Source organism: Nodosilinea nodulosa PCC 7104, assembly GCF_000309385.1.
In the GTDB taxonomy this organism is placed as follows: Bacteria; Cyanobacteriota; Cyanobacteriia; order Phormidesmidales; family Phormidesmidaceae; genus Nodosilinea; species Nodosilinea nodulosa.
Genome location: NZ_JH976537.1, coordinates 1,390,268 through 1,415,301 on the forward strand (window position 1 = coordinate 1,390,268; position 25,034 = coordinate 1,415,301).

24 protein-coding genes, 1 tRNA gene and 1 other annotated feature are annotated in these 25,034 nt (G+C 58.3%); of the genes, 7 read left to right on the top strand and 18 right to left on the bottom strand.

Annotated features, from left to right (window positions below):
• Nucleotides 1-516: 516 nt before the first annotated feature.
• Entirely contained in the window at nt 517-1,851 is a 1,335-nt protein-coding gene (locus LEPTO7104_RS32945; RefSeq protein ID WP_017297701.1) for a DUF3747 domain-containing protein, read from the top strand.
• Nucleotides 1,852-1,918: 67 nt separating this feature from the next.
• Here the strand turns inward: LEPTO7104_RS32945 and LEPTO7104_RS0106250 are convergent, their stop codons facing one another.
• Nucleotides 1,919-2,779, bottom strand: coding sequence for a methyltransferase domain-containing protein (locus LEPTO7104_RS0106250; RefSeq protein WP_017297702.1), 861 nt, complete (start codon nt 2,777-2,779; stop codon nt 1,919-1,921).
• A gap of 129 nt (nt 2,780-2,908) precedes the next feature.
• On the opposite strand from LEPTO7104_RS0106250, the gene LEPTO7104_RS0106255 reads away from it, so the two are divergent.
• Nucleotides 2,909-4,243, top strand: a complete 1,335-nt coding sequence (locus tag LEPTO7104_RS0106255; protein WP_026072422.1) for a TrkH family potassium uptake protein — start codon at nt 2,909-2,911, stop codon at nt 4,241-4,243.
• Here LEPTO7104_RS0106255 and LEPTO7104_RS37975 read toward each other — a convergent pair.
• From LEPTO7104_RS37975 to rplS, 9 genes are all read right to left on the bottom strand, one after another.
• Nucleotides 4,206-4,460, bottom strand: a complete 255-nt coding sequence (locus tag LEPTO7104_RS37975; protein WP_040695305.1) for a hypothetical protein — start codon at nt 4,458-4,460, stop codon at nt 4,206-4,208. The genes LEPTO7104_RS0106255 and LEPTO7104_RS37975 overlap by 38 nt on opposite strands.
• Before the next feature lie 163 nt (nt 4,461-4,623).
• Nucleotides 4,624-5,031, bottom strand: a complete 408-nt coding sequence (gene rplL, locus LEPTO7104_RS0106265) for a 50S ribosomal protein L7/L12 (protein WP_017297704.1) — start codon at nt 5,029-5,031, stop codon at nt 4,624-4,626.
• 61 nt (nt 5,032-5,092) lie between these two features.
• Complete coding sequence (rplJ, locus tag LEPTO7104_RS0106270; RefSeq protein WP_017297705.1) at nt 5,093-5,653, bottom strand: 50S ribosomal protein L10; 561 nt, start codon at nt 5,651-5,653, stop codon at nt 5,093-5,095.
• Between the two features lie 93 nt (nt 5,654-5,746).
• Nucleotides 5,747-5,905 (bottom strand) — a sequence feature (ribosomal protein L10 leader region).
• A gap of 66 nt (nt 5,906-5,971) precedes the next feature.
• Nucleotides 5,972-6,685 carry a 50S ribosomal protein L1 gene (gene rplA / locus LEPTO7104_RS0106275; protein WP_017297706.1) on the bottom strand — a complete coding sequence of 238 codons (714 nt, stop codon included), beginning with the start codon at nt 6,683-6,685 and terminating at the stop codon, nt 5,972-5,974.
• Between the two features lie 84 nt (nt 6,686-6,769).
• Nucleotides 6,770-7,195, bottom strand: a complete 426-nt coding sequence (gene rplK / locus LEPTO7104_RS0106280; RefSeq protein ID WP_017297707.1) for a 50S ribosomal protein L11 — start codon at nt 7,193-7,195, stop codon at nt 6,770-6,772.
• A gap of 3 nt (nt 7,196-7,198) precedes the next feature.
• A complete protein-coding gene (gene nusG, locus LEPTO7104_RS32955) occupies nt 7,199-7,903 on the bottom strand; it encodes a transcription termination/antitermination protein NusG (RefSeq protein WP_017297708.1) in 705 nt (234 codons plus the stop codon).
• Complete coding sequence (gene secE / locus LEPTO7104_RS0106290; protein ID WP_051158567.1) at nt 7,904-8,128, bottom strand: preprotein translocase subunit SecE; 225 nt, start codon at nt 8,126-8,128, stop codon at nt 7,904-7,906. It abuts the gene before it with no gap.
• A 232-nt stretch (nt 8,129-8,360) separates the two neighbouring features.
• A tRNA-Trp gene (locus tag LEPTO7104_RS0106295) sits at nt 8,361-8,433 on the bottom strand.
• A gap of 43 nt (nt 8,434-8,476) precedes the next feature.
• A complete protein-coding gene (rplS, locus tag LEPTO7104_RS0106300; RefSeq protein WP_017297710.1) occupies nt 8,477-8,842 on the bottom strand; it encodes a 50S ribosomal protein L19 in 366 nt (121 codons plus the stop codon).
• A 182-nt stretch (nt 8,843-9,024) separates the two neighbouring features.
• Here rplS and LEPTO7104_RS32960 point away from each other — a divergent pair, with 182 nt between their 5' ends.
• The 4 genes from LEPTO7104_RS32960 (at nt 9,025) to LEPTO7104_RS0106325 (ending at nt 14,148) form a co-directional block, all read left to right on the top strand.
• On the top strand, nt 9,025-11,268 hold the full coding sequence (locus tag LEPTO7104_RS32960; protein WP_017297711.1) for a sensor histidine kinase: 2,244 nt from the start codon (nt 9,025-9,027) through the stop codon (nt 11,266-11,268).
• Between the two features lie 81 nt (nt 11,269-11,349).
• The gene (locus tag LEPTO7104_RS0106310) at nt 11,350-12,018 is read left to right on the top strand and encodes a DUF2301 domain-containing membrane protein (protein WP_017297712.1); all 669 of its coding nucleotides are present in this window, start codon (nt 11,350-11,352) and stop codon (nt 12,016-12,018) included.
• Between the two features lie 189 nt (nt 12,019-12,207).
• On the top strand, nt 12,208-12,675 hold the full coding sequence (locus LEPTO7104_RS41555; RefSeq protein WP_225886934.1) for a hypothetical protein: 468 nt from the start codon (nt 12,208-12,210) through the stop codon (nt 12,673-12,675).
• Nucleotides 12,676-12,768: 93 nt separating this feature from the next.
• A complete protein-coding gene (locus LEPTO7104_RS0106325; protein ID WP_017297715.1) occupies nt 12,769-14,148 on the top strand; it encodes a cytochrome P450 in 1,380 nt (459 codons plus the stop codon).
• Here the strand turns inward: LEPTO7104_RS0106325 and LEPTO7104_RS0106330 are convergent.
• Together LEPTO7104_RS0106330 and trpS are read right to left on the bottom strand one after the other, a co-directional pair.
• Nucleotides 14,145-15,056 (bottom strand): methylenetetrahydrofolate reductase, encoded by a 912-nt coding sequence (locus tag LEPTO7104_RS0106330; RefSeq protein ID WP_155523540.1) that lies wholly within the window; start codon nt 15,054-15,056, stop codon nt 14,145-14,147. The genes LEPTO7104_RS0106325 and LEPTO7104_RS0106330 overlap by 4 nt on opposite strands.
• A 77-nt stretch (nt 15,057-15,133) precedes the next feature.
• Entirely contained in the window at nt 15,134-16,144 is a 1,011-nt protein-coding gene (gene trpS / locus LEPTO7104_RS0106335; protein ID WP_017297717.1) for a tryptophan--tRNA ligase, read from the bottom strand.
• Nucleotides 16,145-16,435: 291 nt separating this feature from the next.
• Between trpS and LEPTO7104_RS0106340 the strand changes: the two genes are divergently transcribed.
• On the top strand, nt 16,436-16,732 hold the full coding sequence (locus LEPTO7104_RS0106340; protein ID WP_017297718.1) for a hypothetical protein: 297 nt from the start codon (nt 16,436-16,438) through the stop codon (nt 16,730-16,732).
• Nucleotides 16,733-16,819: 87 nt separating this feature from the next.
• Here LEPTO7104_RS0106340 and LEPTO7104_RS0106345 read toward each other — a convergent pair whose 3' ends face one another.
• The 6 genes from LEPTO7104_RS0106345 to LEPTO7104_RS0106370 form a co-directional block, all read right to left on the bottom strand.
• Complete coding sequence (locus LEPTO7104_RS0106345) at nt 16,820-18,217, bottom strand: sugar porter family MFS transporter (RefSeq protein ID WP_017297719.1); 1,398 nt, start codon at nt 18,215-18,217, stop codon at nt 16,820-16,822.
• Nucleotides 18,218-18,686: 469 nt separating this feature from the next.
• Complete coding sequence (locus tag LEPTO7104_RS0106350) at nt 18,687-19,895, bottom strand: acetate kinase (RefSeq protein WP_017297720.1); 1,209 nt, start codon at nt 19,893-19,895, stop codon at nt 18,687-18,689.
• A gap of 218 nt (nt 19,896-20,113) precedes the next feature.
• Nucleotides 20,114-20,752, bottom strand: coding sequence for a histidine phosphatase family protein (locus LEPTO7104_RS0106355; protein ID WP_017297721.1), 639 nt, complete (start codon nt 20,750-20,752; stop codon nt 20,114-20,116).
• A gap of 77 nt (nt 20,753-20,829) precedes the next feature.
• Entirely contained in the window at nt 20,830-21,468 is a 639-nt protein-coding gene (locus tag LEPTO7104_RS0106360; RefSeq protein ID WP_017297722.1) for a histidine phosphatase family protein, read from the bottom strand.
• A 48-nt stretch (nt 21,469-21,516) separates the two neighbouring features.
• Entirely contained in the window at nt 21,517-24,042 is a 2,526-nt protein-coding gene (locus LEPTO7104_RS0106365; protein ID WP_017297723.1) for a glycogen/starch/alpha-glucan phosphorylase, read from the bottom strand.
• Between the two features lie 407 nt (nt 24,043-24,449).
• Nucleotides 24,450-24,725 carry a hypothetical protein gene (locus LEPTO7104_RS0106370; RefSeq protein ID WP_026072423.1) on the bottom strand — a complete coding sequence of 92 codons (276 nt, stop codon included), beginning with the start codon at nt 24,723-24,725 and terminating at the stop codon, nt 24,450-24,452.
• Between the last annotated feature and the right edge of the window lie 309 nt (nt 24,726-25,034).

Consider the following 25,034-nt stretch of genomic DNA (forward strand, 5'->3'; position numbering starts at 1 on the left):
TTGTTGACCATCGCGCTTCTGACCATCCCGCTTCTGAGAGAGCAGGACGGTTTTCTGCCAGGGTGACAGTCGCCTTGGGCATGCAGTACCGTCCATGGCGACTGCTGGGCGGCGCGCGGGTGGAGAGCATGGCTCCGGCGGACCATGCGGAATATTTTAATCAATCTGAACGATGGCTATAAACAATGTATCCAGGCGGAAGGGGCCTGAAACTATGAGGTTTTGCAACGAATCCTAAGCAAATCGTAGAAAAAGTAGAGGTGTATACCAAGGATGCCCCTACAATGATTGCGGCTTTTCTAGGTTGATCAGACCTATTGTCTTTCTGGCCGATAGAATCTGATCCAGATGTTGAAAGTCCGGTCGTTGCCTTGGCGCGATGGTTATTCAAAGACTGATTATCAGACAGTCTGGTAAGTGGTTAAGGCTAGAGCTTGCCCTCGCTGACCAGGGCTTAAGGTAGAAAAAACATCCCCACATCACAAACGCTATCTAGGACGGGTGACAATGAATCCTATGTCGAAGCTTAAAGCGGCTGCACTGACCGCAGCTACCCTTGGCGTGCTCGGTGGAGCGGGGCAGGCCGTTGCCGATAGCCATACCTCAATTCAGCCCATGGGGCGCGAGACAGGTACATTACTGGCGCAAACCTTTGGCAATGTTGCGATCAACGAGGCCAACTTTCTGGTGGTAGCGGTGCCGGGTACCACTTCTCAGCCCTATCGGCTCTATATTGTAGAGCAGCTTCAGCCCAATCCTCCCTGCTGGACTATTGCTAACCCTGGCGGCGAGCCTACCCAGGTTAACGCGCTGTGGAATACGTTTGACTTTACCGGTGTCTGCCGCCTACAGCGTGATACTAACGGCTATGCGATCCGACTGGCGGGCCAGGATTTGTCGGGTGCTCGGTTTGAGGTCAACCAAAAGGATGGCGATCTGCTGCTGCAGTTTGCCCCCAGCACGATTTCTCGCGATCGCATTACCATTGGCCGCGCCAACGGCATCAGCCCCACTGGCTTTACCCAGCTCGATCTCAACCCTGGCTGGTCGTTGACCAAGCGCACCTTCAACGGGGCGATCGTCAGCTCGAACCTGGTGTATTTCACCAATGATCTGACCCTGGCTCAGCTGCAGGGCGGTGAAACGGGCGGCGGCACTCCTCCGACAACTCCGCCGGTGACACCACCGGCCCTGGCCTTTAACGATATTCGTGGCAACCGCTACGCCGCTGACATTACCCGCGCGGCCAGTCTGGGCGTGATTTCTGGTTTCCCCGAGGACGGCACTTTTAGACCTACGGCTCCGCTCACCCGCGAGCAGGCGGTTTCGGTGATTATGGAAACCGCCAAGAAGGTGCTGCCCACATCTACGCTTTCAAACTTACCCCAGTCGGTCTATAGCGCTCCCTTCTCCGATGTGGCAGCCAATCGCTGGAGTGCGGTCAAAATTCAGCAGGCCAAGCAGCTCGGTATTGTAACCGGCGACCTGGGCACGGGTAAATTCCGTCCTACGGACAATGTCTCGCGGGCCGAGCTGATGGCTATGGCCTATAAGCTGGCCCTGGTTCGAGCTGATGCCGGCTCGGGCGACAGCACCAGCACGTCGCCTGTGCCTGGGCGAGATACCGTCACGGGCGGGCTGATCCCCAACATCAGCAATCCTCCGACCTTCACCGATATTAGCGGGCACTGGGGTGAAGCTACGATCAAGCAGATGGCGGCCTACTGCGCGATCGCCACTCCGCTCAACGAAACCGGGACTAACTTCGCCCCTAACACCAACGCGCTACGGGACTACACCGCCGCTGTAGCCGTGCGGGCAATTGACTGTCCGGCTGCTCGCCCCCAATAGGGTGTAGCTAGTCCATCAGTTTTAATCATCTTGGAGGGTTCACCTGGACCCTCCTTTTTTGTTGCCCCTAGCGCACGGCGCACAGCAGCCCATAGCGAATCAGCCCGCTCTCCAGCCCCTGGCGCATGGGGGCCAGGGCCAAGGCTCCCTGAAGCGTACCAGGACCGGCTTTAACCAGTCCTGCTAGCCCCTCAGGGCTGAGGGCTGAGGCAATCACCTCATCCCAAAAGGGGGCAACCGCCAGGGACCAGTCGGCGCTGCGGAGGTGGCTAAAGCCACAGCTGGTCGCGATCGCCTCATAGTCGGGTAGGGCAACTACGTAGGGTAGCCCATAGACCTGGTAAATCCAGCTGAGCTGCTGCTGCTCAAGCCAGGTCAACGGCCCCGCCAGCGAATCGATAGGGCGGTGGCACCAGGTGGCCATCAGCAACCTGCCTCCGGGCTTTAGCACCCGGTAGCACTCCTGCAAAAACGCCACCTTGTCGGGCATGTGCTCGCCGCTTTCCATCGACCACACCAGGTCAAAGCTTTGGTCTGCAAAGGGGGTCTGCAAAGCATCGGCCACCTCAAAGCGGGCGCAAGGGGCTACATCCCCTGTCAAATTGGCTGCCGCAGCTCGCTCGGTAGCCCGCCTGGCCTGCACCGGGCTGAGGGTAATGCCGGTCACCCGAGCGCTGAATCGGGTAGCCAGTTCCAGGGCGCTGCCGCCAATGCCGCAGCCACAGTCCAAAATGTCCGTGGCCTCAGTAATGCCTGCCCAGGTCAGACATTCGTCAATCAAGTCAATTTGAGCCTGACGGCGATTCTTACGCTGGCGGCCATCGGGCCCATAGTAGCCGTGGTGCATGTGCTCACCCCAGATCTGCTCCCAGAGTCCCGACGAATCATCATAAAAAGTCTGAATTTTTTTGTACAGCGCATTGGCCATGGCAGTCGGGGCCTAAGTAGGGGGGCTTAACGGGTTAAATCTTCCGCTATATTGGCCGAGAGCGTCAACTCGTGGAAATATAGGGTTGCCTCTATACTCCGTACTTCGCGGAATGCTCAGCCTATGCAGATGACGGTTCCGCGTACCATATGCCTTGGTTTTCTGGTATTGATTACCATTGGCACGCTGCTGCTGGTGCTGCCCATATCCACCACCGACAAAGGCTGGGGCGATCCGCTGGTAGCTTTGTTTACGGCCACCTCCGCCGTCTGTGTGACCGGGCTCATTGTGGTGGATACCGGCACCTATTTCTCAACCTTTGGGGAAGGGGTCATTCTGGCCCTCATTCAGGTAGGAGGGCTGGGCTATATGACCGCCAACACCTTTTTAGTGCTGCTGCTGGGGCGACGGCTCGGGCTGCGAGAGCGATTGGCCATTCAGCAGTCGATGGACAGCGCGGCCCTAGCCGGAGGGAAATCGCTGATTCTTTCTATCATTGCCATGACGCTTGTGTTCGAGCTGACCGGGCTGTTTTGTCTCTACCCGGTGTTTAACCAGGATTATGGGGCGGGCTATGGCCTCTGGCTGTCAATCTTTCACAGCGTCAGTGCATTTAATAACGCGGGCTTTAGTTTATTTGAAGACAGCATCGTCGGCTATGCCCTTAACCCCTGGGTAAATGCGGTAATTACCGCCCTGGTGATCATCGGCGGCATTGGCTACCAGGTAATTATGGAATTGCTAACTTGGCTGCGCAACCGAATTCAGGGCAATCGCTGCCGGGGCCTGTTTTCTCTCAACTTTAAAGTGGTCACCAGCACCACGGTGGTGCTGCTAATTTTAGGAACTGCGGCCTTTTTTGTCACCGAGTATCAGAACCCAGCCACTCTGGGCCCAGAAATCCCCCACAATAAGCTTCTGATCGCCTGGTTTCAGTCGGTCATTGCCCGCACAGCCGGGTTCAACACTATTGACATTGGGGCGATGGGCAACGCTTCGCTGTTTATTATGATTGCCCTGATGTTTATTGGCGCCAGCCCCGGCAGCACTGGCGGTGGCATCAAAACCACCACCATCCGCATTTTAATTGCCTGCACCCGCATGGCCCTTCAGGGGCAAGAACAGGTGCTCTGTTTTCGGCGGCAAATTCCGACGAGCCGGGTGCTAAAAGCGATCGCAGTGGTGGTGGGTTCGGGGCTAGCGGTGGTCAGCGCCACCGCTCTGCTGGCTATTAGCAACCCAAATCTGAGCTTTATTACCATTCTGTTTGAGTCGGTTTCAGCCTTTGCTACGGTAGGGCTTTCCACCGGCATTACCGCCGAACTCTCTAACCTGGGAAAATACGTGATTATTTTCACCATGTACCTGGGCCGGGTCGGGGTGCTGTTGTTTATGGCGGCTCTCCTGGGTGATCCCAAGCCTTCGGCTATTCAATTCCCTGAAGAAGAACTGCTGATTGGCTAAAGGAATGCTGCTCTAGACCTGACGCCCAGCAAAAAGGGGAGCCAATTGGCTCCCCTTTTTGTCGATCTTGCTGCTCCTGCTGCGATCGCCCGCTGAGGCGTTTGCGCAGAGTCTGCTGTCGCTTCTGTAGCTGCCGCTGGCGGGCGCTACCGCCTCGACCCTTGTGGTTGCGGCCCGACCTGCGGGGCGACTCCCACCGCTTCAGGTGCTGTGCCACGGTTCTTCTCCTCTACAAACCTACTGTCTACCTCAATCATACCGACTCCAAACGCAGCCGCAAGGGAAATAATGCCCTGAGAAGGTAGAGAATACTCTCCTAAAAAAAAGCCCCTGTAAACTACAGAGGCTTTTTAGGCTAAATCTAGCGCAAGAGCGCCAAACTACTTCACGCTGACTTTGCCGCCAGCTTCCTCAAGCTGCTTCTTGGCGTCTTCAGCATCTTCCTTGGTAACGGCTTCCTTGATAGCTTTAGGAGCGGCTTCCACCATCTCCTTGGCTTCCTTCAGCCCCAGCCCGGTCAGGCCGCGCACCACTTTGAGAATAGCGATTTTCTTATCGGCGGGCACTTCTTCAAGCACAACGTCGAACTCGGTCTTTTCCTCTTCGGGCTCAGCCGCAGCAGCACCAGCGCCGCCCATCATACCGGGGGCCATCATCATCATGCCGCCGCCAGCGGAAGCAGAGGCGTCAACCCCAAAGGCCTCTTCAATTTGCTTGACTAGCTCAGAGGCTTCAAGCAGAGACAGAGACTTAAGCTGTTCGAGAATTTCATCGGTTTTAGCAGACATAGTTACCGGTTAACTCCTGGTAAAAAAACAATCAACGTAAACAAAATCGTCGCAGACGGACCTAGGCCGCGTCTTTCTCGGAGACCGCCTTGATGGCACGAGCCAGGGACGCAGGCACCTCTTTAACGCCCACAGCCAGCTGGGTCGGTACAGCATTGACGCCCACGGCAATCCGAGTTGGCATTGCCTTGATCGCCCCCGCCAGGCGAGCCATAAGCTCCTCTTTGGTGGGCAGTTCGGTAATGGCCTTAATCTGGTCTTCGCTCAGGGCCTGACCTTCCATCACCCCACCCCGGAGGGTGGTTTTCTTGGTGTCTTTTTGGAAGGCTTGGTATTCCTTAATGGCTCCGCCAAAGTCTTCTTTAACCAGCACAAAGGCTGAAGAATCTTTGAGAAACTCGGTGATGGGCTGCCAGCTTTCGTTACCGTCAACGGCAATACGCATCAGCGTGTTTTTGGCAATTTTGCACACCGCGCCCTTGGGCCGCAGCCGATTGCGCAGGTTGCTAATCTCAGCCACCGTTAGACCTTTGTAATCAATCACAAAGGCCAGTTGAGCATCGTCGAGCAGCGCCTGAATTTCGGCTACCAGCTCTTTTTTATTCGCTAGGGTTCTCCCCATATCGATCTCACCTCCTTTTAGTTGGGGATAGGGAAACTCAATTACCCGATCCAGGACTCAGCCTGTCTTCATTGGCCACGGTAGCCAGTGTAAACGGCCAAAAATAAACCCCGACAACCATGCCGGGGTAGACCAACAACTGCCTGTGCTTAGCCTGTGGCAAAAGCACTTGAGTCATTTAAGTCAACCTCGGCAGGATTTATGCAGCGCCTAACTGGCACCTGCTATCTACGGTCGTCTATGCAGTTGTAAGGAATTACTTCAGAACGGCTGTCTCCTGGATGGTAAGGGTAAAACTTGCTCTACCTGCCCGAGGGCTCAGGCGGCATCTGCCATTTTGAAGTCGCGCAGGGCGTTGACATCTAGATGAATGGCAGGCCCCATGGTAGAGGTAATCGTCACAGTGCGCCAGTAGCGACCCTTCGCACCGGAAGGGCGGTTGCGATCAACACACTCCTGCAAAGCTTTGAGATTGACCAGCAGATCCTCAGCGCTAAAATCTACCTTGCCAAACATAACATGGACAATACCCGTTTTGTCGGCCCGGAACTCCAGCTTACCCGCTTTAAACTCGGCGATCGCCTGGGGCAGATCGAAGGTGACGGTACCACCCTTGGGAGACGGCATTAGACCACGGGGGCCAAGCTGACGACCAAGTTTGGCCACCTGGGGCATAACGTCGGGGGTGGCAATCAAAACGTCAAAGTCCATCATGCCCTTTTGAATTTCGTCGATGAGTTCTTCAGAACCCACCAGGTCAGCCCCGGCAGCCGTAGCCTCCGCCACCTTCTCGCCCTTGGCAATGACGGCCACTCGAATGGTTTGCCCGGTGCCCTTGGGCAAAATAACCGTGGTTCGCAGCTGCTGGTCGGTGTATTTGGGGTCAATACCCAGCCGAATGTGGGCCTCAGCCGATTCTATAAACTTGGCAGTGGCCGTCTCTTTGAGCAGCTCTAGAGCTTCCAGAGGCTCATAAAGCCGGTCTTCTACTTTAGCCTGGGCATCGCGCAGGCGCTTGGATACTTTAGCCATGAGATCTCCTTGGGGTCAAACGAAGCCGCGCCTCTCCCCCGTAATGTGAACAGTTAAACGCTGGTTGAAAACAAGCCTTTAGGCCTAGTCGCCGACGGTGACACCCATATTGCGGGCAGTACCCTCGACAATATTCATCGCGGCCTCAATGTCGTTGGCGTTGAGGTCGGGCATCTTGGTTTCGGCAATTTCTTTAAGCTGGGCTCGGGTAATAGAACCAACTTTTTTGGTGCGGGGCTCGCCTGAGCCGCGCTCAATGCCCGCAGCTTTCTTAATCAGCACAGAGGCAGGAGGGGTCTTGAGGATAAAGGTGAAGCTGCGGTCTTCAAAGACCGAAATCTCAACCGGTATCACTAGGCCCACTTTGTCCTGGGTGCGGGCGTTATACTCTTTGCAGAACGCCATAATATTTACCCCGTGCTGACCCAGGGCTGGGCCGACGGGGGGAGCTGGGTTGGCCTTTCCGGCAGGAAGTGCCAACTTAATCAACGCAACAACTTTCTTAGCCATTAATTAACTCTCTTTTTCCACTTGATTGAATTCCAGTTCCACTGGAGTGTCGCGTCCGAAAATGGACAGCAGCGCCTTGAGCTTGCTGCGCTCGGGGCTGACCTCTACTACCTCACCCTCAAAGTCTTTGAAGGGACCCGAGAGCACGGTAATTTTGTCCCCCGGAGCCATGTCGACCTTGATTACAGGCTTTTGCTCTTCGGTGCGCTTGAAAATACGCTTGACCTCGCTCATGCCGAGGGGCATGGGCTTGACGTGGCCCCGGCCTCGGCCGTAAGCCCGACGCTGTTCGGCGCCCACGAAGTTGATCACGTGGGGGGTATTTTTCACCACCGACCAGGCTTCGTCATCCATGTACATGCGAACTAGAACATAGCCAGGAAAGACTTTTTCGTCGATGTTCTGACGGGTTCCATCCTTGCGGAGCTTGATGGCCGGAGTTTGAGGAATCTCAACCTGAAAAATACGGTTAACCACGTCTAAAGTGTTAATCCGCTGCTCAAGGTTGAGCTTGACGCGCTTTTCACACCCAGACGCCACCTGTACGGCGTACCACCGAGCTTTACGCTGGTAGTAGCGAGCGGCTTCGCCCTCGTTGCCGTCGTCGACGCCGGACCCAGCGTCGGGTTCTAGACCCTCTGCCTCTAGATTGCTGTCTAGGGGTTCGTCGAGGGGAGCATCGTTGTAATCGAAGTCTTCAAGCGCCATTTAGAATACCTGCCCCGAAATCCACCCAAATAGCCGATCCACAAGATAAATCACGGTTGCAGAAAGGCTAACCATCAGAATAACGGCGGCCGACTCACTGATAAGCTGCTGCCGACTTGGCCAAACCACTTTGCCCAGCTCTTCCTTGGTGCCCTGCAAAAAGGTACCCACGTTAAAGCCCTGATCAGCAACCTGGGCGTCTGTGGTCTTACCCTTAGACTCTATGGCGGCGTCTTTCTTACCCACTGGCTTGGCTCCTGTTGGCGCTTGTCCGAACTATCTGACTGGAGAGAATGAAGCTGTAACTCTTAACTGGTTAAGGTTGGAGAGCAACTGTAAGTGACTAAAACCCCTGGCCTAGTTATCGAGTGTAGGGCAGAGACAATACCCACTCCCCTGGCCTGCCCCTGCGGACAGAAAATCAGAAGCTGTAAGAATTGTCGCCGCCGCACCTCAGCGCGCCCTGGAGGACTCGAACCCCCGACATCGGGTTTTGGAGACCCGCGTTCTACCAACTGAACTAAGGACGCATGGAGCCAGGTGCTGGGCACCAGAACTCAGCTCTATTCAATTCTAGTTGATTGGGCGATCAAAACGCTGCTTCAGACGGGTGGCCTTACCAACCCGATCGCGCAGGTAGTAGAGCTTGGCCCGCCGAGCCTTACCGCGACGCAGCACGGTAATACTGGCTACCTTGGGGGCATGGAGCAGAAATACCCGCTCAACGCCTACTCCTTGGAAAATCTTTCGCACCGTGATGGAGCGATTGATGCCGCCATTGCGCATGGCGATGACGGTGCCCTCATAGGGCTGAATCCGCTCTTTGCCGCCTTCTTGGATACGCACGCCGACACGGATGGTGTCGCCGACGTAGATGGTGGGAAGATCGGTTTTTAACTGCTCCGCCTCAATCGAGCGGATGATTTCCTCTGCGTTCATAGGGCCTGCAAATGTGCACGGTCTATGATTATAGACTATTGAGGTGTTAAGTCATAGCCTGTTCTGATGTTTTTCCGGAGCTATCCTTTTGTCGGGCTGAGGTGGGCGTTCTCTGGTGGCTCTGGGCATAGTGTTTAAAGAGCATACGCCCCGTTTCGGAACCTAACTTTTCTCCATCGGTTATGTCTACCCTGCCCCCCGACCCCGTGCCCCTGGGAGCGCAGTCTCGCCTCGCCGCCCCTTGGGAGATGCTGGATGCGATCGCGGCTCCGCTTTGGATAACTGACCAGCAGCACCGCTGGCTCTTTCTCAATCAGGCCTGTGCCGCCCTGGTGGGCCGCGATCAGTCAGCTCTGGCAGCTCTGGTGGGGCAGCTGGGAACAGACGTACTGCCCCAGGGGGTGAGTCAGCAGCTTGTGGCGGCCGGGCAGCGGGCCATGGCGACTGGCGTGGCTCAAACCTTTGTGCTGGAGATGACCGGCAGCGCTGAGGACTATCGCCGCCTGACGGCGACTAGCCGCCGGTTTTTTGCCGCTGACGGTGAACCTCTGCTGATGGTGAGCCTGCAGGATGTTACTCCCCTACACCGGGTGGAACAAACGCTGCAGCGCCAGTCGGAGCGAGAGCGGCTGCTGGGGGCGATCGCCCAGCACCTGCTGCAATCGCTGAATTCTGAGGATTTGCTGCAAACCACGGTCAACGAGGTGCGGCGCTTTTTGCACATTGACCGAGTGCTGTTCTACAGCTTTGATCCTGACTACAACGGGGTGGTGGCTGAGTCGGCCACCCCTACGATGGCGGCATCGGCCATGGCTCAGACCGACCTGAGCTTTATTCCCATCGACCTGATGCGCTATCGCCACGGGGAAATGGAGGTGATCGACGATATCGCCACGGCGCACCTTCCCCGGGCCTACCTGGCTAAGTTTAATCAGGCTCAGGTCAAAGCCTGCCTGATCATGCCGATTGTGCAGGCGGAGTCTATCTATGGCCTGGTGTGTGCCCTCAACTGCAGCGGCCCCCGCCCCTGGGCCACCTGGGAAATTGAAACCCTGCGGGAGGTGGCGACCCAGGTGGGGGGGGCGATCAAGCAGGCTCGCCTCTACAATCAGGTGCAGCGGCTCAACACCGATTTAGAGCGGCAGGTGACCCAGCGTACCGAGCAGCTGCAAACGGCGCTGGAGTTTGAGGCCACCCTAAAGCGGATCACCGATCGGGTGCGCGATAGCCTCGATGTGAATCAGATTATGCTGACCGCGGTGAAGGAGCTGACCGAAGCCCTGGAGGTGAAAGGGTCGAACACCTCGCTCTACGACCTGGAGCAGGGGACTTCGACCATTTATTACGAGTACAACAGCTCCAGCCCTTCCTACCAGGGGCGAGTGGCGCAGATGGAGGCTTTTCCGGAGGTCTACCACCAGCTGCTGAACGGGCAGTACTTTCAGTTTTGCTCGGTGGAACCGAACCCGGTGCGGGGATATGTGGCGATGCTGGCCTGCCCGATTGTCGACGATCGCGGGGTGCTGGGCGATCTGTGGCTGATCAATGGCCGCGACTACGGGTTCAACGACATTGAGATTCGTCTGGTGCAGCAGGTGGCAAACCAGTGCGCGATCGCCATTCGCCAGGCCAGACTGTACCAGGCGGCCCAGTCGCAGGTGGCCGAGCTAGAGCGTCTCAACACCCTCAAGGACGACTTTCTCAGCACTGTATCCCATGAGCTGCGCACCCCGGTCACCAGCATGCGGGTGGCACTGCAGCTGCTGGGGGTCACCCTCAACCAGGAATTTGACCTCACCGCCGACCTGCAAAAACCCAGAACGGAGCAGACCCGCATTGGCCGCTACTTCAGCATTTTGCAGGAGGAGTGCGAGCGCGAGATCAGCTTGATTAACGATCTGCTGGACCTACAGCGACTGGACGTGGGCAATCATCCCATCCAGCCCGAGCCGATTTTGCTAGATACCTGGTTGGCCGGCTGGATTGACAGCTTTGTAACCCGCGCTAAAAGCCGTGATCAGACCCTGAAGCTGGTCGTCGCGCCAGCTTTGCCCGTGCTGCATACCGATCTGGCCAGCCTGGAGCGGGTGCTGGCAGAGCTGCTCAACAACGCCTGTAAATACACCCCTCCAGGCGAAAACATTACGCTACAGGTGTCGGCCCATCCCGATACCGCTGGCGACTTTGTGTCCATTGCCCTAACTAACACGGGCGTTACAATTCCGGCTGAGGAAATGCCCCGCATTTTTGATAAGTTTTATCGTGTTCCGAGCGCCGACCCCTGGAAACAGGGCGGAACGGGGCTGGGGTTGGCCCTGGTGCGAAAGCTGGCGATGCACCTGGGGGGCAATGTTGAGGTGACTAGCGACGCGAACCAGACCTGTTTTACCGTTACCCTACCTACCCAGATATCCCTGACCCGATAGGTCCAGCCCGCCCCGACTCGCCCCGACCCGATACTATAGAAATACGGTTTAACCGTAGATTTCTCAGCTTGGGTGAAGGCTATGGACAGCGCTGCGAACGAGGCCACAGTGATCTATTCAGGGCAGTTTGGGGACTACACCATTACGGCGGGCGATCGCCGCGGAGTGGTGCTCTACCGCGCTGGGCTAATGGTAGCAGCGCTGGCCTTTGCGGCGGGAACCGCGATCGCCCTGTTCTCTCCCCAAAATCCCACCCTGGTGCAGGCCATCAGCGCCCTCTACACGGTATTTTGGCTGGGGCTGGGGCTGAGTTTGGCCACTATTCACATTTATCTGGTGCCCCTGCACCGTCTGCTGCAGGCGGTTTGGCTGGTGGGGGGGGTGGCGTCTTTGGTACTCTCCCACGGTATCGACGGTCCCCTGGCCCAAACGGTGATGGCAACGCCTGCGGTGCTGTGGGGCGTGGGCTTTACCTTTGTGGCGCTAACCGGCATTTTTTTCAAGGAGGCCTTTTGCTTTGACCGGCTGGAAACCAAGCTGCTAACGCCGCTGGTGCCGCTGCTGCTGCTGGGGCACTTGGCGGGCTGGCTGCCCCTGGGCGTGGAGCAGGGGCTGCTGGCTGCCTGGGCCGGTCTATTTTTGGTGTTTGCTGGGCGCAAGGTGGTGCAGCCGATCGTGCCCGACATTGGCGATAAGTCGGTGTTTGCCTACCTGAAGCAGCAGCGCTCGACCGCTCAAAGTTCCAGTTGATAAGCTCTGTAAGGGTGTATCGGGAACTGTCTATCTCCATCGCCTCCGCATTTATACTGAAAGAATAGGGCGCTGAGGCGATTCTGGCGGGTTTCATCCTGGTGCATCCTGGCCAGGGCTGCTCTGCTGGCGGTGACCACCGGCCATCGGCCCCCTTGACCTGAATGTCACTACTGGCACTGGAGCACCATGAGCATTACCCCTGGCCCCACGGGAGCCGTACCCTCTGCTTCACCTTCTATAGATGCGGGAACCTATTCAGCAGACCCGTGGGGTTTAGAGTCGTCCTTTTCCCGCCCGGTCAGCAGTTCGCTGAGAGCCGATCCGTGGGTCAGGGCGCTATTTACGACGAGCCAAAGAGCTGCGGCCAAAAAGCGATCGCGCCGCCCAGGGCAATCCGATGCTGCTCCAGATGCCGACCAAAAGCCAGGCTCATCTGAGTCCGTCGGGGCTCCATACTCCATGGCGGATGCGGCGCCCCAGCTGGCCAATCCGTTGTCACCGCTGCGCGATCGCGATCGCCTGGCGCTGGGCGAAATATTTGCCCATGACCAGATGGCTGCGATCGAGGCCGACATTCTCCATCGGCTGAGCTATCTGGTGCCTGAGCCAATCTGGGAGGTAGAACCCTACGAGTTTCTGCGGGAGTTTTTGTAGCGCTGCCAGGGCAGGCCCAGAAGCCGACGGGATGATCTAGCATCAGGACAGTAGGCCTTCTGCCTAGCCCAATTCTTTCAAGCGCCTTCTGCTATGCCTGCCCTCCCCGGCTCTACCACGCCCTTCTGGCGACGTGCCCCCAAGCTGATTCTGCGCCCGCTTGACTATTTTGAGGAGAACTACCGGCGCTACGGGCCGGTGTTTCGGGTGGGGGAAGGCTCGCCACCGTCGATCTATGTGGCCGACCCAGCGGTGATTCAGGGTATTTTTCAGGCGGATGCCGCCCGGTTTCACGTCCCGCCCCAGAATGTGGGCAGCGGGCTGACCTTTTTGCTGGGCGATCAGTCGCTGCTGCTGCTGGATGGGGATCGCCACCGCCGCCATCGCCGGTTGCTAATGCCCCCGTTTCACGGCGATCGCATGCGGGCCTACGGTGACGTAATCTGCACCCTGACCCAGCAGGTGATGGCGGACTGGCACCCAGGCAGAGCCTTCAACCTGCGGGCCGCCATGCAGGATATTACCCTGCGGGTGATCTTAAAGGCGGTGTTTGGCCTGGGGGACGGCGATCGCTACGATCGCCTGCGCCAGCTGCTCAGCTCCCTGCTAGAGGGGTTGGGCACCCCGGCCAGCGCCTTTTTTATCTTCTTTCCAGGCCTGCAAAAGGATCTGGGATCGCTCAGCCCCTGGGGGCGATTTGTGCGCATCAAGGGCGAGATTGACGCCCTGATCTATGCCGAAATTGAAGACCGCCGCCGCTGCCCCCAGCCCGATAGCACCGACATTTTGTCATTGATGATGGCGACCCGCGATGACCAGGGGCAGCCGCTCAGCGACGGCGAACTCCACGACGAGCTCATGACCCTGCTGGTGGCGGGCCACGAAACCACTGCCTCGGCCCTGACCTGGGCGCTGTACTGGATTCACTGGCTGCCAGAGGTGGGCGATCGCCTGGGCCAGGAGCTCGACAGTTTGGGGCCTGCCCCCGATCCCCTAGCCTACGCCAGCCTGCCCTATCTCACCGCCCTCTGCCAGGAAACCCTGCGCATTTACCCGGTTGCCCCTACCACCGGCATCCGCATTGTCAGCGAGCCGATGGCGGTGGCGGGCTATGAGTTTCCCGCTGGGGCGGTGCTGTTTCTCAATATTTATCTGGTGCACCACCGCGAAGACCTGTATCCCGACCCCGATACCTTCCGGCCCGAGCGGTTTTTGGAGCGGCAGTACTCGCCCTACGAGTTTTTGCCCTTTGGGGGCGGCCACCGCAGCTGCATTGGCATGGCCTTTGCTCTGATGGAAATGAAGCTGGTGCTGGCCACGGTTTTGCGGCATTGGCAGCTGGAGCTACCGGCCCGCGATCGCCGTTCTCTAAAGCCCGTGCGCCGGGGGCTGACCCTGGCCCCGCCGGGTCAACTCCGCCTGGTCCCTGTGGGTAAGCGTACCCTTCGGCCTCAGCCCCTACCGCTGGCCTAGGGCGGGTCTACTGGGGCAATGCCCCCCTGGTCCAAAATTTGGGGAATTAAATCTTCGCGGCGCACGGCCATCAGATGCACCCCCTGGCACACCTGGCGGGCGGCCTGCACCTGCTCGGCGGCGATCTGAACCCCCTCTTGCAGCGGGTCTGGGGCCTGGGCCAGGCGATCGACAATGGCCTGGGGAATTTGGGCGCCGGGCACGTTGCGGTTAATAAAGTTGGCATTTTTAGCCGACTTAAGCAAGAAAATTCCGGCCAGCACGGGGCGATCGTAGCCAGAGGCCACCTGGTCCATAAATTTGGCCAGCCGCTCAAAATCGGTGATCAGCTGGCTCTGAAAAAACTGCGCCCCCGCTTTAACCTTGGCCTCGAACCGCCGCTGCAGCCCCGACCAGCTGAGCGACTGCGGATCGATGGCCGCTCCCGCAAACAGATCGAGCTGGCCGTCGCTGAGGGGCTTGTCGTGGCTGTCTACGCCGTAGTTGAGCTTTTCGAGCAGCTTCAGCAGCCGCACCGATTCCAGGTCAAACACCGATCGCGCCTCGGGGTGGTCGCCCGCCTTAACGGGGTCGCCAGTGAGGGCCAAAATATTGCGCAGACCCAGGGCGTGGGCACCCATCAGGTCGGCCTGGAGGGCAATCCGGTTGCGATCGCGGCAGGCCACCTGGCACACCGCCTCAAGGTCCTGCTGTTGCAGCAGCACCGCCGCCGCCCAGGACGACATCCGCATCACCGCCCGGCTGCCGTCGGTGACGTTGACCGCATGGACCCGCCCCTTGAGCAGCTGGCCCATCGCCAGCATGTGCTCTGGGTTGCCCCCCTTGGGCGGCATGACCTCCGCTGTGACCAAAAATTGGCCAGCGTTGGCCGCTGTGCGCAGCCGATAACCCAACGGTGCAGACGTCAAAAAATCCCCCTTAGGATTCCCTATGTCGAGGACGAAGGTAGTTAATCAGTATATCCCGACGGCTACATATCCCAGGGCTACAGCGGCTTAGAATAGCCCAGGGCATCTTTGACCCGCGCCAGGGTGGCGTTGGCCACATCGCCAGCCTTTTCGCGCCCGGCTTTGAGAATGCTCTCTAAGTAGGTGCGATCGCCCATCAGCTCATTAAACCGCACCTGAATGGGGGCTAGGGCCGCCACCGCCGTTTCCGCCAGCAGGGGCTTAAACTGCCCCCAGCCCATCTCACGGCACTCGGCGGCCACGGCGGCCTTGGTCTGCCCCGACAGCAGCATGTAGAGGGTCAGCAGGTTGTTGCACTCGGGCCGAGCCGGGTCATCGAACCACAGCCCCCGTTCCGGGTCAGTTTTGGCGCGCTTGAACTTTTTGACAATCACCTCCGGCGGATCGGTGAGGTCAATGCGGCTTTGCTCCGAAGGGTCTGACTTGGACATTTTTTTGCTGCCGTCGGTCAGGCTCATGACCCTAGCCCCCTCCGGACGAATCATCGGCTCGGGCACCTTGAGCACCGGATTTTCTTCGCTGCCAAACTGAAAGTTGAGCCGATTGGCAATATCGCGGGTGAGCTCCAGATGCTGCTTCTGGTCTTCGCCCACGGGCACCAGGTCGGGCTCGTAGAGCAAGATGTCGGCCGCCATCAGCACCGGGTAGTCGAGCAGGCCAATGCTGACGTTTTCTCCCTGCTTGACGGCTTTTTCCTTGAACTGAATCATCCGCTCCAGCCAGTTGAGCGGGGTGATGCAGTTAAACAGCCAGGTCAGCTCTGCGTGGGCGGACAGGTGCGACTGCACAAAAATCGTGGCCTTCTCGGGATCGATGCCGCAGGCAATATAGGCCGCCGCCACCTTGTAGGTATCCTCCGCCAGTTGGGCCGGGTCGTGAGGCACCGTAATGGCGTGCAGATCGGCCATGAACAGGTAGGCGTCGTATTCTTCTTGCAGGTCAACCCAGTTGCGAATCGCCCCCAGGTAGTTGCCCAGGTGGAGGTTGCCCGTCGGCTGAATGCCAGAGAGAATGCGCTGTTTGGCCATAGGTCGAGGAAGAGATGCGGCAGGGAAAAGAGTAGATCAAGCGCCAGCAAATATAGCTGTAGCCAGTCTGGCTAAGACCTGCCTCCTGCAAACGTTCAAACGTTTGAACGTTCATAGGGTTTCTGGATCGCCTAACCAACGTGACTACTGCAACAGCATGGCTCCTTACGAATCTACCCTAATCTCTGCCCGCCGCAGTAGCCAGAAATAGGCCCGTCGCAGGACTTTCCTTGCCGAGGCAGCTTTAATTGTTTAGATTTGTAAAAGAAATAGTAAGCATAATCAATACCTATGGCTCTTTCCCCCGATCTATCCAGCCGTTTGCAGGACGCCATTACTCTGGCCCAGCAGGTAAAGCAACACCCCGCCGCCCATAAGGCGTTTCAAGCGGTGGCAGCGGATGTCAGGGCCGAAAGCCCCCTGGCGGCTGACCTGCTGGAGCGGCTTTGGCAGGAATATATCGGCTCCCAGCGGTCTTCCCTATTTTGGGAGCAGTTCTCTCAGGTGGAGAAAAACCTGTCCGATCGCATGAGCGAGAGCCACATGCAGCTGAAGCAAAACTACCTGCGGCTGGTGCAGGAGCAGTAAGCGCCTAGCCAAATTGGTGACCGGACGAGAGGCCGAGTTAAACGCTAGAGGCAGGTGGTGGAAGAGCAAAGCCTGGCCTGCCTCCTTCTACATGTGCTCTAGCTCCATGCCTTTGGTCTCTTTGACAAAGAAGAGGACGAAGAAGAAGGAGATGGCGGCTGAGATGGTATAGAGACCGTAGGCTGCCCCCAGCCCAAAGAACTCCAGAATGGGGGGAAATGTGGTTGAAACGGCAAAGTTTGCGATCCACTGCATACAGGCCGCCAGCGAAAGGGCCGCGCCTCGAATTTTGTTGTTGAACATTTCTCCCAGCAGCACCCACACTACGGGGCCCCAGGAGAAGCCAAAGCAAAATACGTAGAGATTGGCGGCCAGCAGCGCTACGGTGCCCGCTGCCCCGGTCAAATTTGGGTTGCCATCCGCATCTATGGGCGCGTGACCGAACACAAAGGCCATGGTGCCCAGGGTGATGGTCATGCCGATGGACCCCAGGATGAGCAGGGGCTTGCGGCCAAACTTATCGACGAAGGCGATCGCTACCAGGGTGGTAATAATGTTTACGGCCCCGGTGATGACGGTAATGGTGAGGGAATCTTTTTCGGAGAAGCCAACGGCCCGCCACAGCACGCTGCTGTAGTAGAAGATGACGTTGATGCCGACAAACTGCTGAAGCAGCGATAGGCCAATGCCAACCCAGACAATGGGCAGCAGATTGCCGCTGCGGGACAGCAGATCTGAAAATTTGGGCTCACGATCCTGCAAAACCGTCTGCCTGATTTCGTCAATTTTGGCCAGCACGTTGGGAACGGAAATTTTGCTCAGAACCTTGGCGGCTTCCTGTTCGCGGCCTCGGGCGACCAGGTATCGAGGGGACTCGGGAATCATCAACGCGGCCATGCCGTAGAGCACCGCTGGGGGAATTTCAGTCCAAAACATCCACCGCCAGGCTGCAATGCCAAAGGCCCAGGGGGCCTCCGCTGACCCGGCAGAAACCGCAATAAAGTAGTCGCACAGCAGCGCGATGAAAATACCAATGACGATCGCCAGCTGCTGCAGCGAGCCTAACCGACCGCGCAGGTGGGCCGGAGAACACTCGGCGATGTAGGCAGGGGCAATAACGCTGGCGGCACCCACGGCAATGCCGCCCAGAAGCCGCCAAAAGGTAAAATCCCAAAGCCCCAGGGCCAGTCCAGAGCCAATGGCGCTGATGGTGAACAGCACCGAAGCGGCAATCATGGCCTTGACCCGACCGTAGCGATCGGCGATTCTGCCGGCGTAGAATGCGCCAAAGGCAGACCCCAACAGCGCCAGCGACACGGCCAGTCCAACCCCGACGCTGCTGGCATTGAAGGAACTGGCGATGGCGGCCACCGCGCCATTGATGACCGCCGTATCAAACCCGAATAAAAAGCCGCCCAGAGCTGCCGCAGCGGCGATTAAAACGACGTACAGCGTATTGGATTTACGGCGATCGGCGGCAGACATAGGCTTTGTTTCCTAACGGCTTGGCAATGGGTAGGCTCGATTAGCTAAAGTTTTGAGAGCCAAAATACAAAAGGAAATACCAGATCTGGCGTCAATAACCCCGATCGCAAACAGACAGCTTGCGCAGGTTCAGCAGCATTTATAGCTGTAGCCAATCTGGTTAAGACATTTCTCCTCAAAGCGTTCAACCGCTCGAAAGCCTCTGGATGTCTCAACCTAAGTGACTATGGCCATACCTCGCTAAATCGAGATTGCTCCAACAGGATTTGGTATGGACTCTCTGTGCTTTGACAGTGAGATAAGGCTATCTTCCCATCCTCTGTTTCACCCTTTTTCAGTCGCTTGAAAATTAGTTACACAGCCTCTGGCAGCGAGAAGCTGACGGAATGCCATGGCGATCGGCGCTGTCGACAATGGGGCTGGGGTGAGAGATCGTCGATCTTAGTCAGGTGCCAGAACGGCGGTTCAGTTAGAAACTATAGCGGTGCCCTAGGCAGGCCTGGGCGATCGCCCATTCCTCCTGGGTATGAATGACCAATACGCTCACGCCCGAATCCGCTGCTGCAATATCCTGGTCATCCTTAGCGCGAGCCAGATCTTTCTTTAGCCGCAGCCCCAAAAACTCAAAGGGCGCGCTGGCCCGCTGCCACAGCAGGGGAGAATTTTCGCCAATGCCAGCGGTAAACACCACCGCATCCAGCCCGCCCAGGCTGGCGATCATCGCCCCCATTTCCCGGTGCAGGCGGTGAATGAACATATCTACGGCGAGTTTCGCCCGAGCATTCCCCTGCTCCATGGCCTCGGCGATTCCCCGCATGTCGTTCGACAGGCCGGAGATACCCTTGAGTCCCGACTCTTTATTCAGCAGGGTATCGAGCTGGTCGGCGCTGTAGCCCTCCTGGCGCATCAGGTAAATGAGAATGCCGGGGTCAACGCTGCCCGAGCGGCTGCCCATCATCAGCCCCTCCAGGGGCGTGAAGCCCATGGTGGTATCGACGCTGATGCCCCCCTTCACCGCCGCCAACGAGCAGCCGTTACCGAGATGACAGGTGAGCAATTTCAGATCCGCAAGATCTCGCCCCATCAGGTCTGCCGCCCGCTGGGCCACGTACTGGTGGCTAATGCCGTGGAACCCGTAGCGGCGAATGCCCTGCTCGACCCAGCTGTAGGGGCCGGGGTAGAGCGCTGCCGCCTTGGGCATGCGGGCGTGGAAGGCGGTATCGAACATGGCCACCTGAGGCACATCGCCCAAAATGCGCTCCATGGCTTCAATGCCCTGGAGGTTAGCGGGGTTGTGGGCCGGGGCCAGGGGAATTAGCTGCTGGATCGCGGCCTTAACCTCCTCCGTAACTCGCACGCTATCGACGTAGTCGCGCCCGCCGTGCACCACCCGGTGACCCACTGCCTCGATTTCCCCCAGGCTGCTCAGCACCTGGGTTGGCCCCTCCACCAGGGTTTTCACCATCGCTTCCAGGCCCGCCGCCTTATCGGTGATGGGCAGCACTTGCTGCACCGACTCCCCGCTGCCGCTGGCCGATAGCTCTACGCTGCCCTCCTGGTGAGTCCAGTCCAGGGAGGCGCGCCATAGCGGCTCGGGTGCTTCAGAATGGCCTTCTGTGAGGTCAAATAGGCAGCTTTTGTGGCTGCTCGACCCGGCATTGAGTACGAGAATTTTCATGGGGCATTCCGCCAGTCCACAACGAAAGCGTCGCCTTGATTTTAGGGAGAAAGCCTGGATTCAAGCGACGTCTGGAATACCTCCGTTTGCTCACGATTCTTTTCGGTAAGGGGGGGTATACGGTTCACGGTATACGGTTTAAGGTAAGCCGTGAACCGTATACCGTGAACCGCATACCCTATACCATTGCTCCCTGTCACAATTAACTTGGTCAAGTACTAGGTCCCCGGCCTCGCATCTAGCTCCTCGGGCAGGTGGGAGCGATCGCCGTGCTTGGCCAGCATTGGCCCATGGTCACCGAAGCGCACCAGGCTGAGCGAGGCCACGGGCAGCTCAATGCGATCGCGGTATCGACCGCTATCGATGCCCAAAAGATTGCACAGCAGCAGCCGAATCGTGGTTTTGTGCGACACAATCAGCACGTTGCCAGAACTGTGGTTGGCCTCAATTTCGGCGATCACCAGGGCGGCGCGGCTGACGACCTGCACCCCCGTTTCACCGCCCGTGGGCGGGTTCCAGGCGGGTTCGGTGAGCCAGCGAACGTAGTCTTTGCTGTAGCGGCTCTCCACCTCGTCGTGGGTCAGCCCCTCCCACTCGCCAAAGAACATTTCCTTTATCCCGTCGCGCTGCTGCATTGTGTGGCCCGTGGCCTTGCACATGGGCGTGGCGGTCTCCACCGTGCGCTGCAAGGGGCTGGCATAGATGGCCTGCCAGGGCAGGTGCTGGTACTTGTCGGCAAAGGCCTGGGCCATGGCGGCGCCCTCGGCGGTCAGCCCTGGGTTGGAGAAGCCGCAGTAGGTGCCGCTCTGGCTCGATTCGGTTTCGCCGTGGCGCAAAAAGTAGAGGTTGAGAGGCATGGGAGGGGAAAATTTAAAGAAAACGGGAGATTATTGCCTTTCTATCCTCCTGGCCGGCGCGATCGCTGGCATCCCCCCTAGGTACCTGGTCTAGATTCCAGTTCTGCGGGCAGGTGGGAGCGATCGCCGTGCTTCACCAGCATGGGGCCGTTGTTGTTGAACTGCACGTGGGTCACGGAGGCGACGGGGAGGCTGATGCGGTTGCGATAGCGCCCCACATCCATACCCATCAAACTGCACAAAATAATTCGGATGGTGGCCTTGTGGGACACCACCAGCACATTGCCCTCGGTAAAGTTCTCCTCAATCTCGGCCATTACCAGAGAGGCCCGACTGGCGATCTGCACCGAGCTTTCGCCCCCGGTGGGCGGGTTCCACGCCGGTTCGGTCAGCCAGTGCAGATAGTCGTCGCTAAAGTGCTCCCGCACGTACTCGGCGGTCAGGCCCTCCCAGGCGCCGTAGTTGATCTCCTTGAGGCCGTTGCGCAGCTGCACGTTCACGCCCACCGACTGACACAGGGGCATAGCGGTGGCGATCGTGCGCTTCATCGGGCTGGCGAAAATCGCCTGCCAGGGCATTTCTCGGTACTTTTCGGCAAAGGCCTCGGCCATGGCGAGCCCTTCCGCCGTCAGTTCGGGGTCAAGCTCGCCGCAAAAGCCGCCGCTTTGGCTGTACTCGGTTTCGCCGTGGCGCAGGAGGTAGAGGTTTAGGGGCATGGGAGTAGTTGGATAAAGTTGCGGTGATAGCTAATAGTCAATTAGCTATCACCGTAACGTTAATCCTGCCTGAGTCTGGTCATACGCCATCATCTCCACCGGCACAGGCGACACTTTCCAGATGTCGGTGCAGTACTCGTGGATGGAGCGATCGCTCGAAAACTTGCCCATGCGCACGGCGTTGAGAATGGACATGCGCGACCAGTGCTCCTCGTCTTTGTAGGCGATGCCAACGCGGTCTTGGGCGTCGATGTAGGCCTGGTAATCGGCCAGCAGCAGGTAGGGATCGCTGTAGAGCAGGTTGTTGGTAATGTCCTGGAACAGGTCGCGATCGCCCTTGGCAAAGAAGCCGCTGTTGACCAGGTCGATTACCTCCTTGAGCTGGGGGTTGCTGCTGTAGTAGTCCCAGGGGTTGTAGCCCTTGGCCTTGAGGGCCGCTACGTCACTAGCGGTGAGGCCAAACAAAAAGAAATTGTCGTCGCCCGCCAGCTCGCGGATTTCCACGTTGGCGCCGTCGAGGGTGCCGATGGTGAGCGCGCCGCTCATGGAGAACTTCATGTTGCCGGTGCCCGAGGCCTCTTTGCCGGCGGTGGAAATTTGCTCGGAGAGATCCGCCGCCGGGTACACCCGCTGGCCAAAGGTGACGTTGTAGTCGGGCAAAAAGACCACCTTGAGGCGATCGCCCACAGCCGGGTCATTGTTCACCACATCGCCCACGGCGGTGATGAATTTGATTATCAGCTTGGCCATGTGGTAGCCGGGAGCCGCCTTGCCGCCGAAGATAAACGTGCGGGGGGAAATATCCAGGTCGGGGTTTTGCCGCAGCCGCTGGTACAGGGTGATGATGTGCAGCACGTTGAGGTGCTGGCGCTTGTACTCGTGGATGCGCTTCACCTGCACGTCGAACAGCGAGTCGGGGCTGACGGCAATGCCGGTGCGGCGGTGGATGTAGGCAGCCAGGTCTTGCTTGATGTCGCGCTTGATCTGCCGCCAGTGGTGGCGAAAGCCGGGGTCATCGGCGTAGCCTTCCAGCTGCCGCAGCTCGTCGAGGTTGTGGAGCCAGCCATCGCCAATTTTCTCGGTGTAGAGGGCGGCCAGGCGAGGGTTGGCCAGGGCAATCCAGCGGCGGGGGGTGACGCCGTTGGTGACATTGCGAATTTTGCCGGGAAACAGCGCGTGGAAGTCTTTCAGCGTGGTTAGCTTGAGCAGCTCGCTGTGCAGGGCCGCTACCCCGTTGATGGCGTGGCTGCCCAGGCTGGCCAGGTTGGCCATGCGCACATAGCGCTCCCCCGATTCGTCAATCAGCGACAGGCTGGCCAGCTTGGCGGGGTCGTTCATGGTCTGCACCCGCACCTGATCTAAAAACCGCTGGTTGATCTCAAAAATGATTTCCAGGTGGCGGGGCAGCAGACCGCCAAACAGCGAAATCGGCCACTTCTCCAGGGCTTCGGGCAGCAGGGTGTGGTTGGTGTAGGCAAAAGTGTTTTGGGTAATGCTCCAGGCCGTATCCCAGCCGATGCCGTGGTCGTCGATTAGCAGGCGCATGAGCTCGGCCACGCCCACGGCGGGGTGGGTGTCGTTGAGCTGGGCGGCAAACTTTTCGTGAAAGCTCTCCAGCCTGCGGCCCGAGGCCAGGTGAATGCGAATCATGTCTTGCAGGGCGCAGGAGACGAAAAAGAACTGCTGCTCCAGGCGCAGCTGCTTGCCTGCGATTTGCTCGTCGTTGGGGTAGAGCACCTTGGAGATATTCTCGGAAGTGACTTTGCTATCCACCGCGCCGTAGTAGTCGCCGGTATTAAACGACTGAAAGTCAAAGGATTCCACCGCCTCGGCCCGCCACAGGCGCAGGGTGTTGACGGTGTTGACCCGGTAGCCGGGAATCGGGGTGTCGTAGGGGATGCCTTTGACCTGCTTACCGGGAATCCAGCGCTTGCGGTAGCTGCCGTCGGAGTCGGTGTAGCCCTCGGTATAGCCGCCAAAGCCCACGGTGACGCTGGCCTCGGGGTGGGGAATTTCCCAGGGGTTGCCGTACTGGAGCCACTTGTCGGTGATTTCGACCTGCCAGCCGTCGACAATTTCCTGGTCAAAGATGCCGAACTCGTAGCGAATGCCGTAGCCGATCGCGGGAATTTCCAGGCTGGCCAGCGATTCCATATAGCAGGCGGCGAGGCGACCGAGGCCGCCGTTGCCCAGGCCGGGTTCCTCTTCCTGGGCGATCAGCTCGTTGAAATCGAGGCCCGATTCGACAATTGCCTTTTTGACCGGCTCGGTGATGCCCAGATTCAGCAGGTTGCGGCCCAGGTGAGGCCCCAGCAGAAATTCAGCGGAGAGGTAGGTGACCACCCGCACCTCGGGCTTCAGGTAGTTGCGAATGGAGCCGAGCCAGCGCTGCATCATGCGATCGCGCACCGTATAGGCCAGGGCCAGGTAAAAGTCGTTGGTGCTGGCCACCTCGGGCCACTTGCCCTGGATGTAGAACAGGTTGTCGGCCAAGGCCCGGCGTAGGGTATCGACGCTCAGGCCAGTGCGATCGTCTTCGATATCTACGGTGGGACAATTGGGGGGGATTGTCATGGGGGCCTCGTGAACAGGGGCAACAATATGCGGGCGTTCTAATCTGCGATGCCTTTTGTCGCCACTGTAAAGGACATAGGTTATGAACGGGTTTAGACCCGGAAAGGTTTAAGGTTCATAGTTCGTGCAGTTTCTCCTGGGCTAGGTTGCCGCCTGAAACCATTACACAGCTGTGCCACTTCTTTATACAGCTGTGCCAGTAAAGCAGATCGCGGGGTCGATACGCTTGATTGCGAGGTCAATACGCTTTACTGCGGGGTCAATACGCTTTACTGCAAGGTCAATACGCTTTACTGCAAGGTCAGTAAGTTTTGCTGTGGCCTTGCGATTAGGTCCCGGGTACCTGCGCGTGCAGGCAGATTTGGCCAACAGTCGCAGGCAGGTACCCGGGACCTTTCACGAAAGACTCACTCGATGAGGACGGTTTTGGTGAGAATGGCCATCCATGTCTCAACTCCTCCCGACGAACGGGTCTCAGCGCTAGGCGGCGCGGGGATGGGTTCGCTCCAGTCGTTGGGGTCGGCGTAGCCAAGGGCATGGAGGATTTTGATGGTGCGGTCTATGGCGGCAAGGCTGCCGTAGAGCATATGGCGCACCCGCTCTGGGCGAGCTTGAGGGATGCTGCGTGAAGACGGCGGAAGATGAGATGCCCCGGTGGCATCGGGTTCGAGATATTCAAACATCGGTTCTGTTTTCCTTTTGCGTTGTAGGAAGACAGAACGCGAAAACCCTAGCCGCCCGCAGTTGGGGTGCAAACTGAGGGGGCTAGGGTACGATCGACCGTAGCCTCGCAATCTGCCGGTCAGACTTGCGGGGTCAGCTGTCGGTTGGTGGTGCTAACACCTTCCGGCAGCGCTAAAGTTTTCGAGTTCTGCGTACAGTCACCGCACAGTGCTGAGCGGCTTAATAGATGAGTGTACTGATACAAGCGATCGCCGTCAACCGTAGTGAACCATCAGAGGATAGCCGCCGTGCTAACCATTCAATGGATT

Coding starts and splice junctions, on each gene's coding strand:
- LEPTO7104_RS32945 (WP_017297701.1), top strand. CDS start 517: ATGTCGAAGCTTAAAGCGGCTGCACTGACCGCAGCTACCCTTGGCGTG.
- LEPTO7104_RS0106250 (WP_017297702.1), bottom strand. CDS start 2,779: ATGGCCAATGCGCTGTACAAAAAAATTCAGACTTTTTATGATGATTCG.
- LEPTO7104_RS0106255 (WP_026072422.1), top strand. CDS start 2,909: ATGACGGTTCCGCGTACCATATGCCTTGGTTTTCTGGTATTGATTACC.
- rplL (WP_017297704.1), bottom strand. CDS start 5,031: ATGTCTGCTAAAACCGATGAAATTCTCGAACAGCTTAAGTCTCTGTCT.
- rplJ (WP_017297705.1), bottom strand. CDS start 5,653: ATGGGGAGAACCCTAGCGAATAAAAAAGAGCTGGTAGCCGAAATTCAG.
- rplA (WP_017297706.1), bottom strand. CDS start 6,685: ATGGCTAAAGTATCCAAGCGCCTGCGCGATGCCCAGGCTAAAGTAGAA.
- rplK (WP_017297707.1), bottom strand. CDS start 7,195: ATGGCTAAGAAAGTTGTTGCGTTGATTAAGTTGGCACTTCCTGCCGGA.
- nusG (WP_017297708.1), bottom strand. CDS start 7,903: ATGGCGCTTGAAGACTTCGATTACAACGATGCTCCCCTCGACGAACCC.
- rplS (WP_017297710.1), bottom strand. CDS start 8,842: ATGAACGCAGAGGAAATCATCCGCTCGATTGAGGCGGAGCAGTTAAAA.
- LEPTO7104_RS32960 (WP_017297711.1), top strand. CDS start 9,025: ATGTCTACCCTGCCCCCCGACCCCGTGCCCCTGGGAGCGCAGTCTCGC.
- LEPTO7104_RS0106310 (WP_017297712.1), top strand. CDS start 11,350: ATGGACAGCGCTGCGAACGAGGCCACAGTGATCTATTCAGGGCAGTTT.
- LEPTO7104_RS41555 (WP_225886934.1), top strand. CDS start 12,208: ATGAGCATTACCCCTGGCCCCACGGGAGCCGTACCCTCTGCTTCACCT.
- LEPTO7104_RS0106325 (WP_017297715.1), top strand. CDS start 12,769: ATGCCTGCCCTCCCCGGCTCTACCACGCCCTTCTGGCGACGTGCCCCC.
- trpS (WP_017297717.1), bottom strand. CDS start 16,144: ATGGCCAAACAGCGCATTCTCTCTGGCATTCAGCCGACGGGCAACCTC.
- LEPTO7104_RS0106340 (WP_017297718.1), top strand. CDS start 16,436: ATGGCTCTTTCCCCCGATCTATCCAGCCGTTTGCAGGACGCCATTACT.
- LEPTO7104_RS0106345 (WP_017297719.1), bottom strand. CDS start 18,217: ATGTCTGCCGCCGATCGCCGTAAATCCAATACGCTGTACGTCGTTTTA.
- LEPTO7104_RS0106350 (WP_017297720.1), bottom strand. CDS start 19,895: ATGAAAATTCTCGTACTCAATGCCGGGTCGAGCAGCCACAAAAGCTGC.
- LEPTO7104_RS0106355 (WP_017297721.1), bottom strand. CDS start 20,752: ATGCCTCTCAACCTCTACTTTTTGCGCCACGGCGAAACCGAATCGAGC.
- LEPTO7104_RS0106360 (WP_017297722.1), bottom strand. CDS start 21,468: ATGCCCCTAAACCTCTACCTCCTGCGCCACGGCGAAACCGAGTACAGC.
- LEPTO7104_RS0106365 (WP_017297723.1), bottom strand. CDS start 24,042: ATGACAATCCCCCCCAATTGTCCCACCGTAGATATCGAAGACGATCGC.
- LEPTO7104_RS0106370 (WP_026072423.1), bottom strand. CDS start 24,725: ATGTTTGAATATCTCGAACCCGATGCCACCGGGGCATCTCATCTTCCG.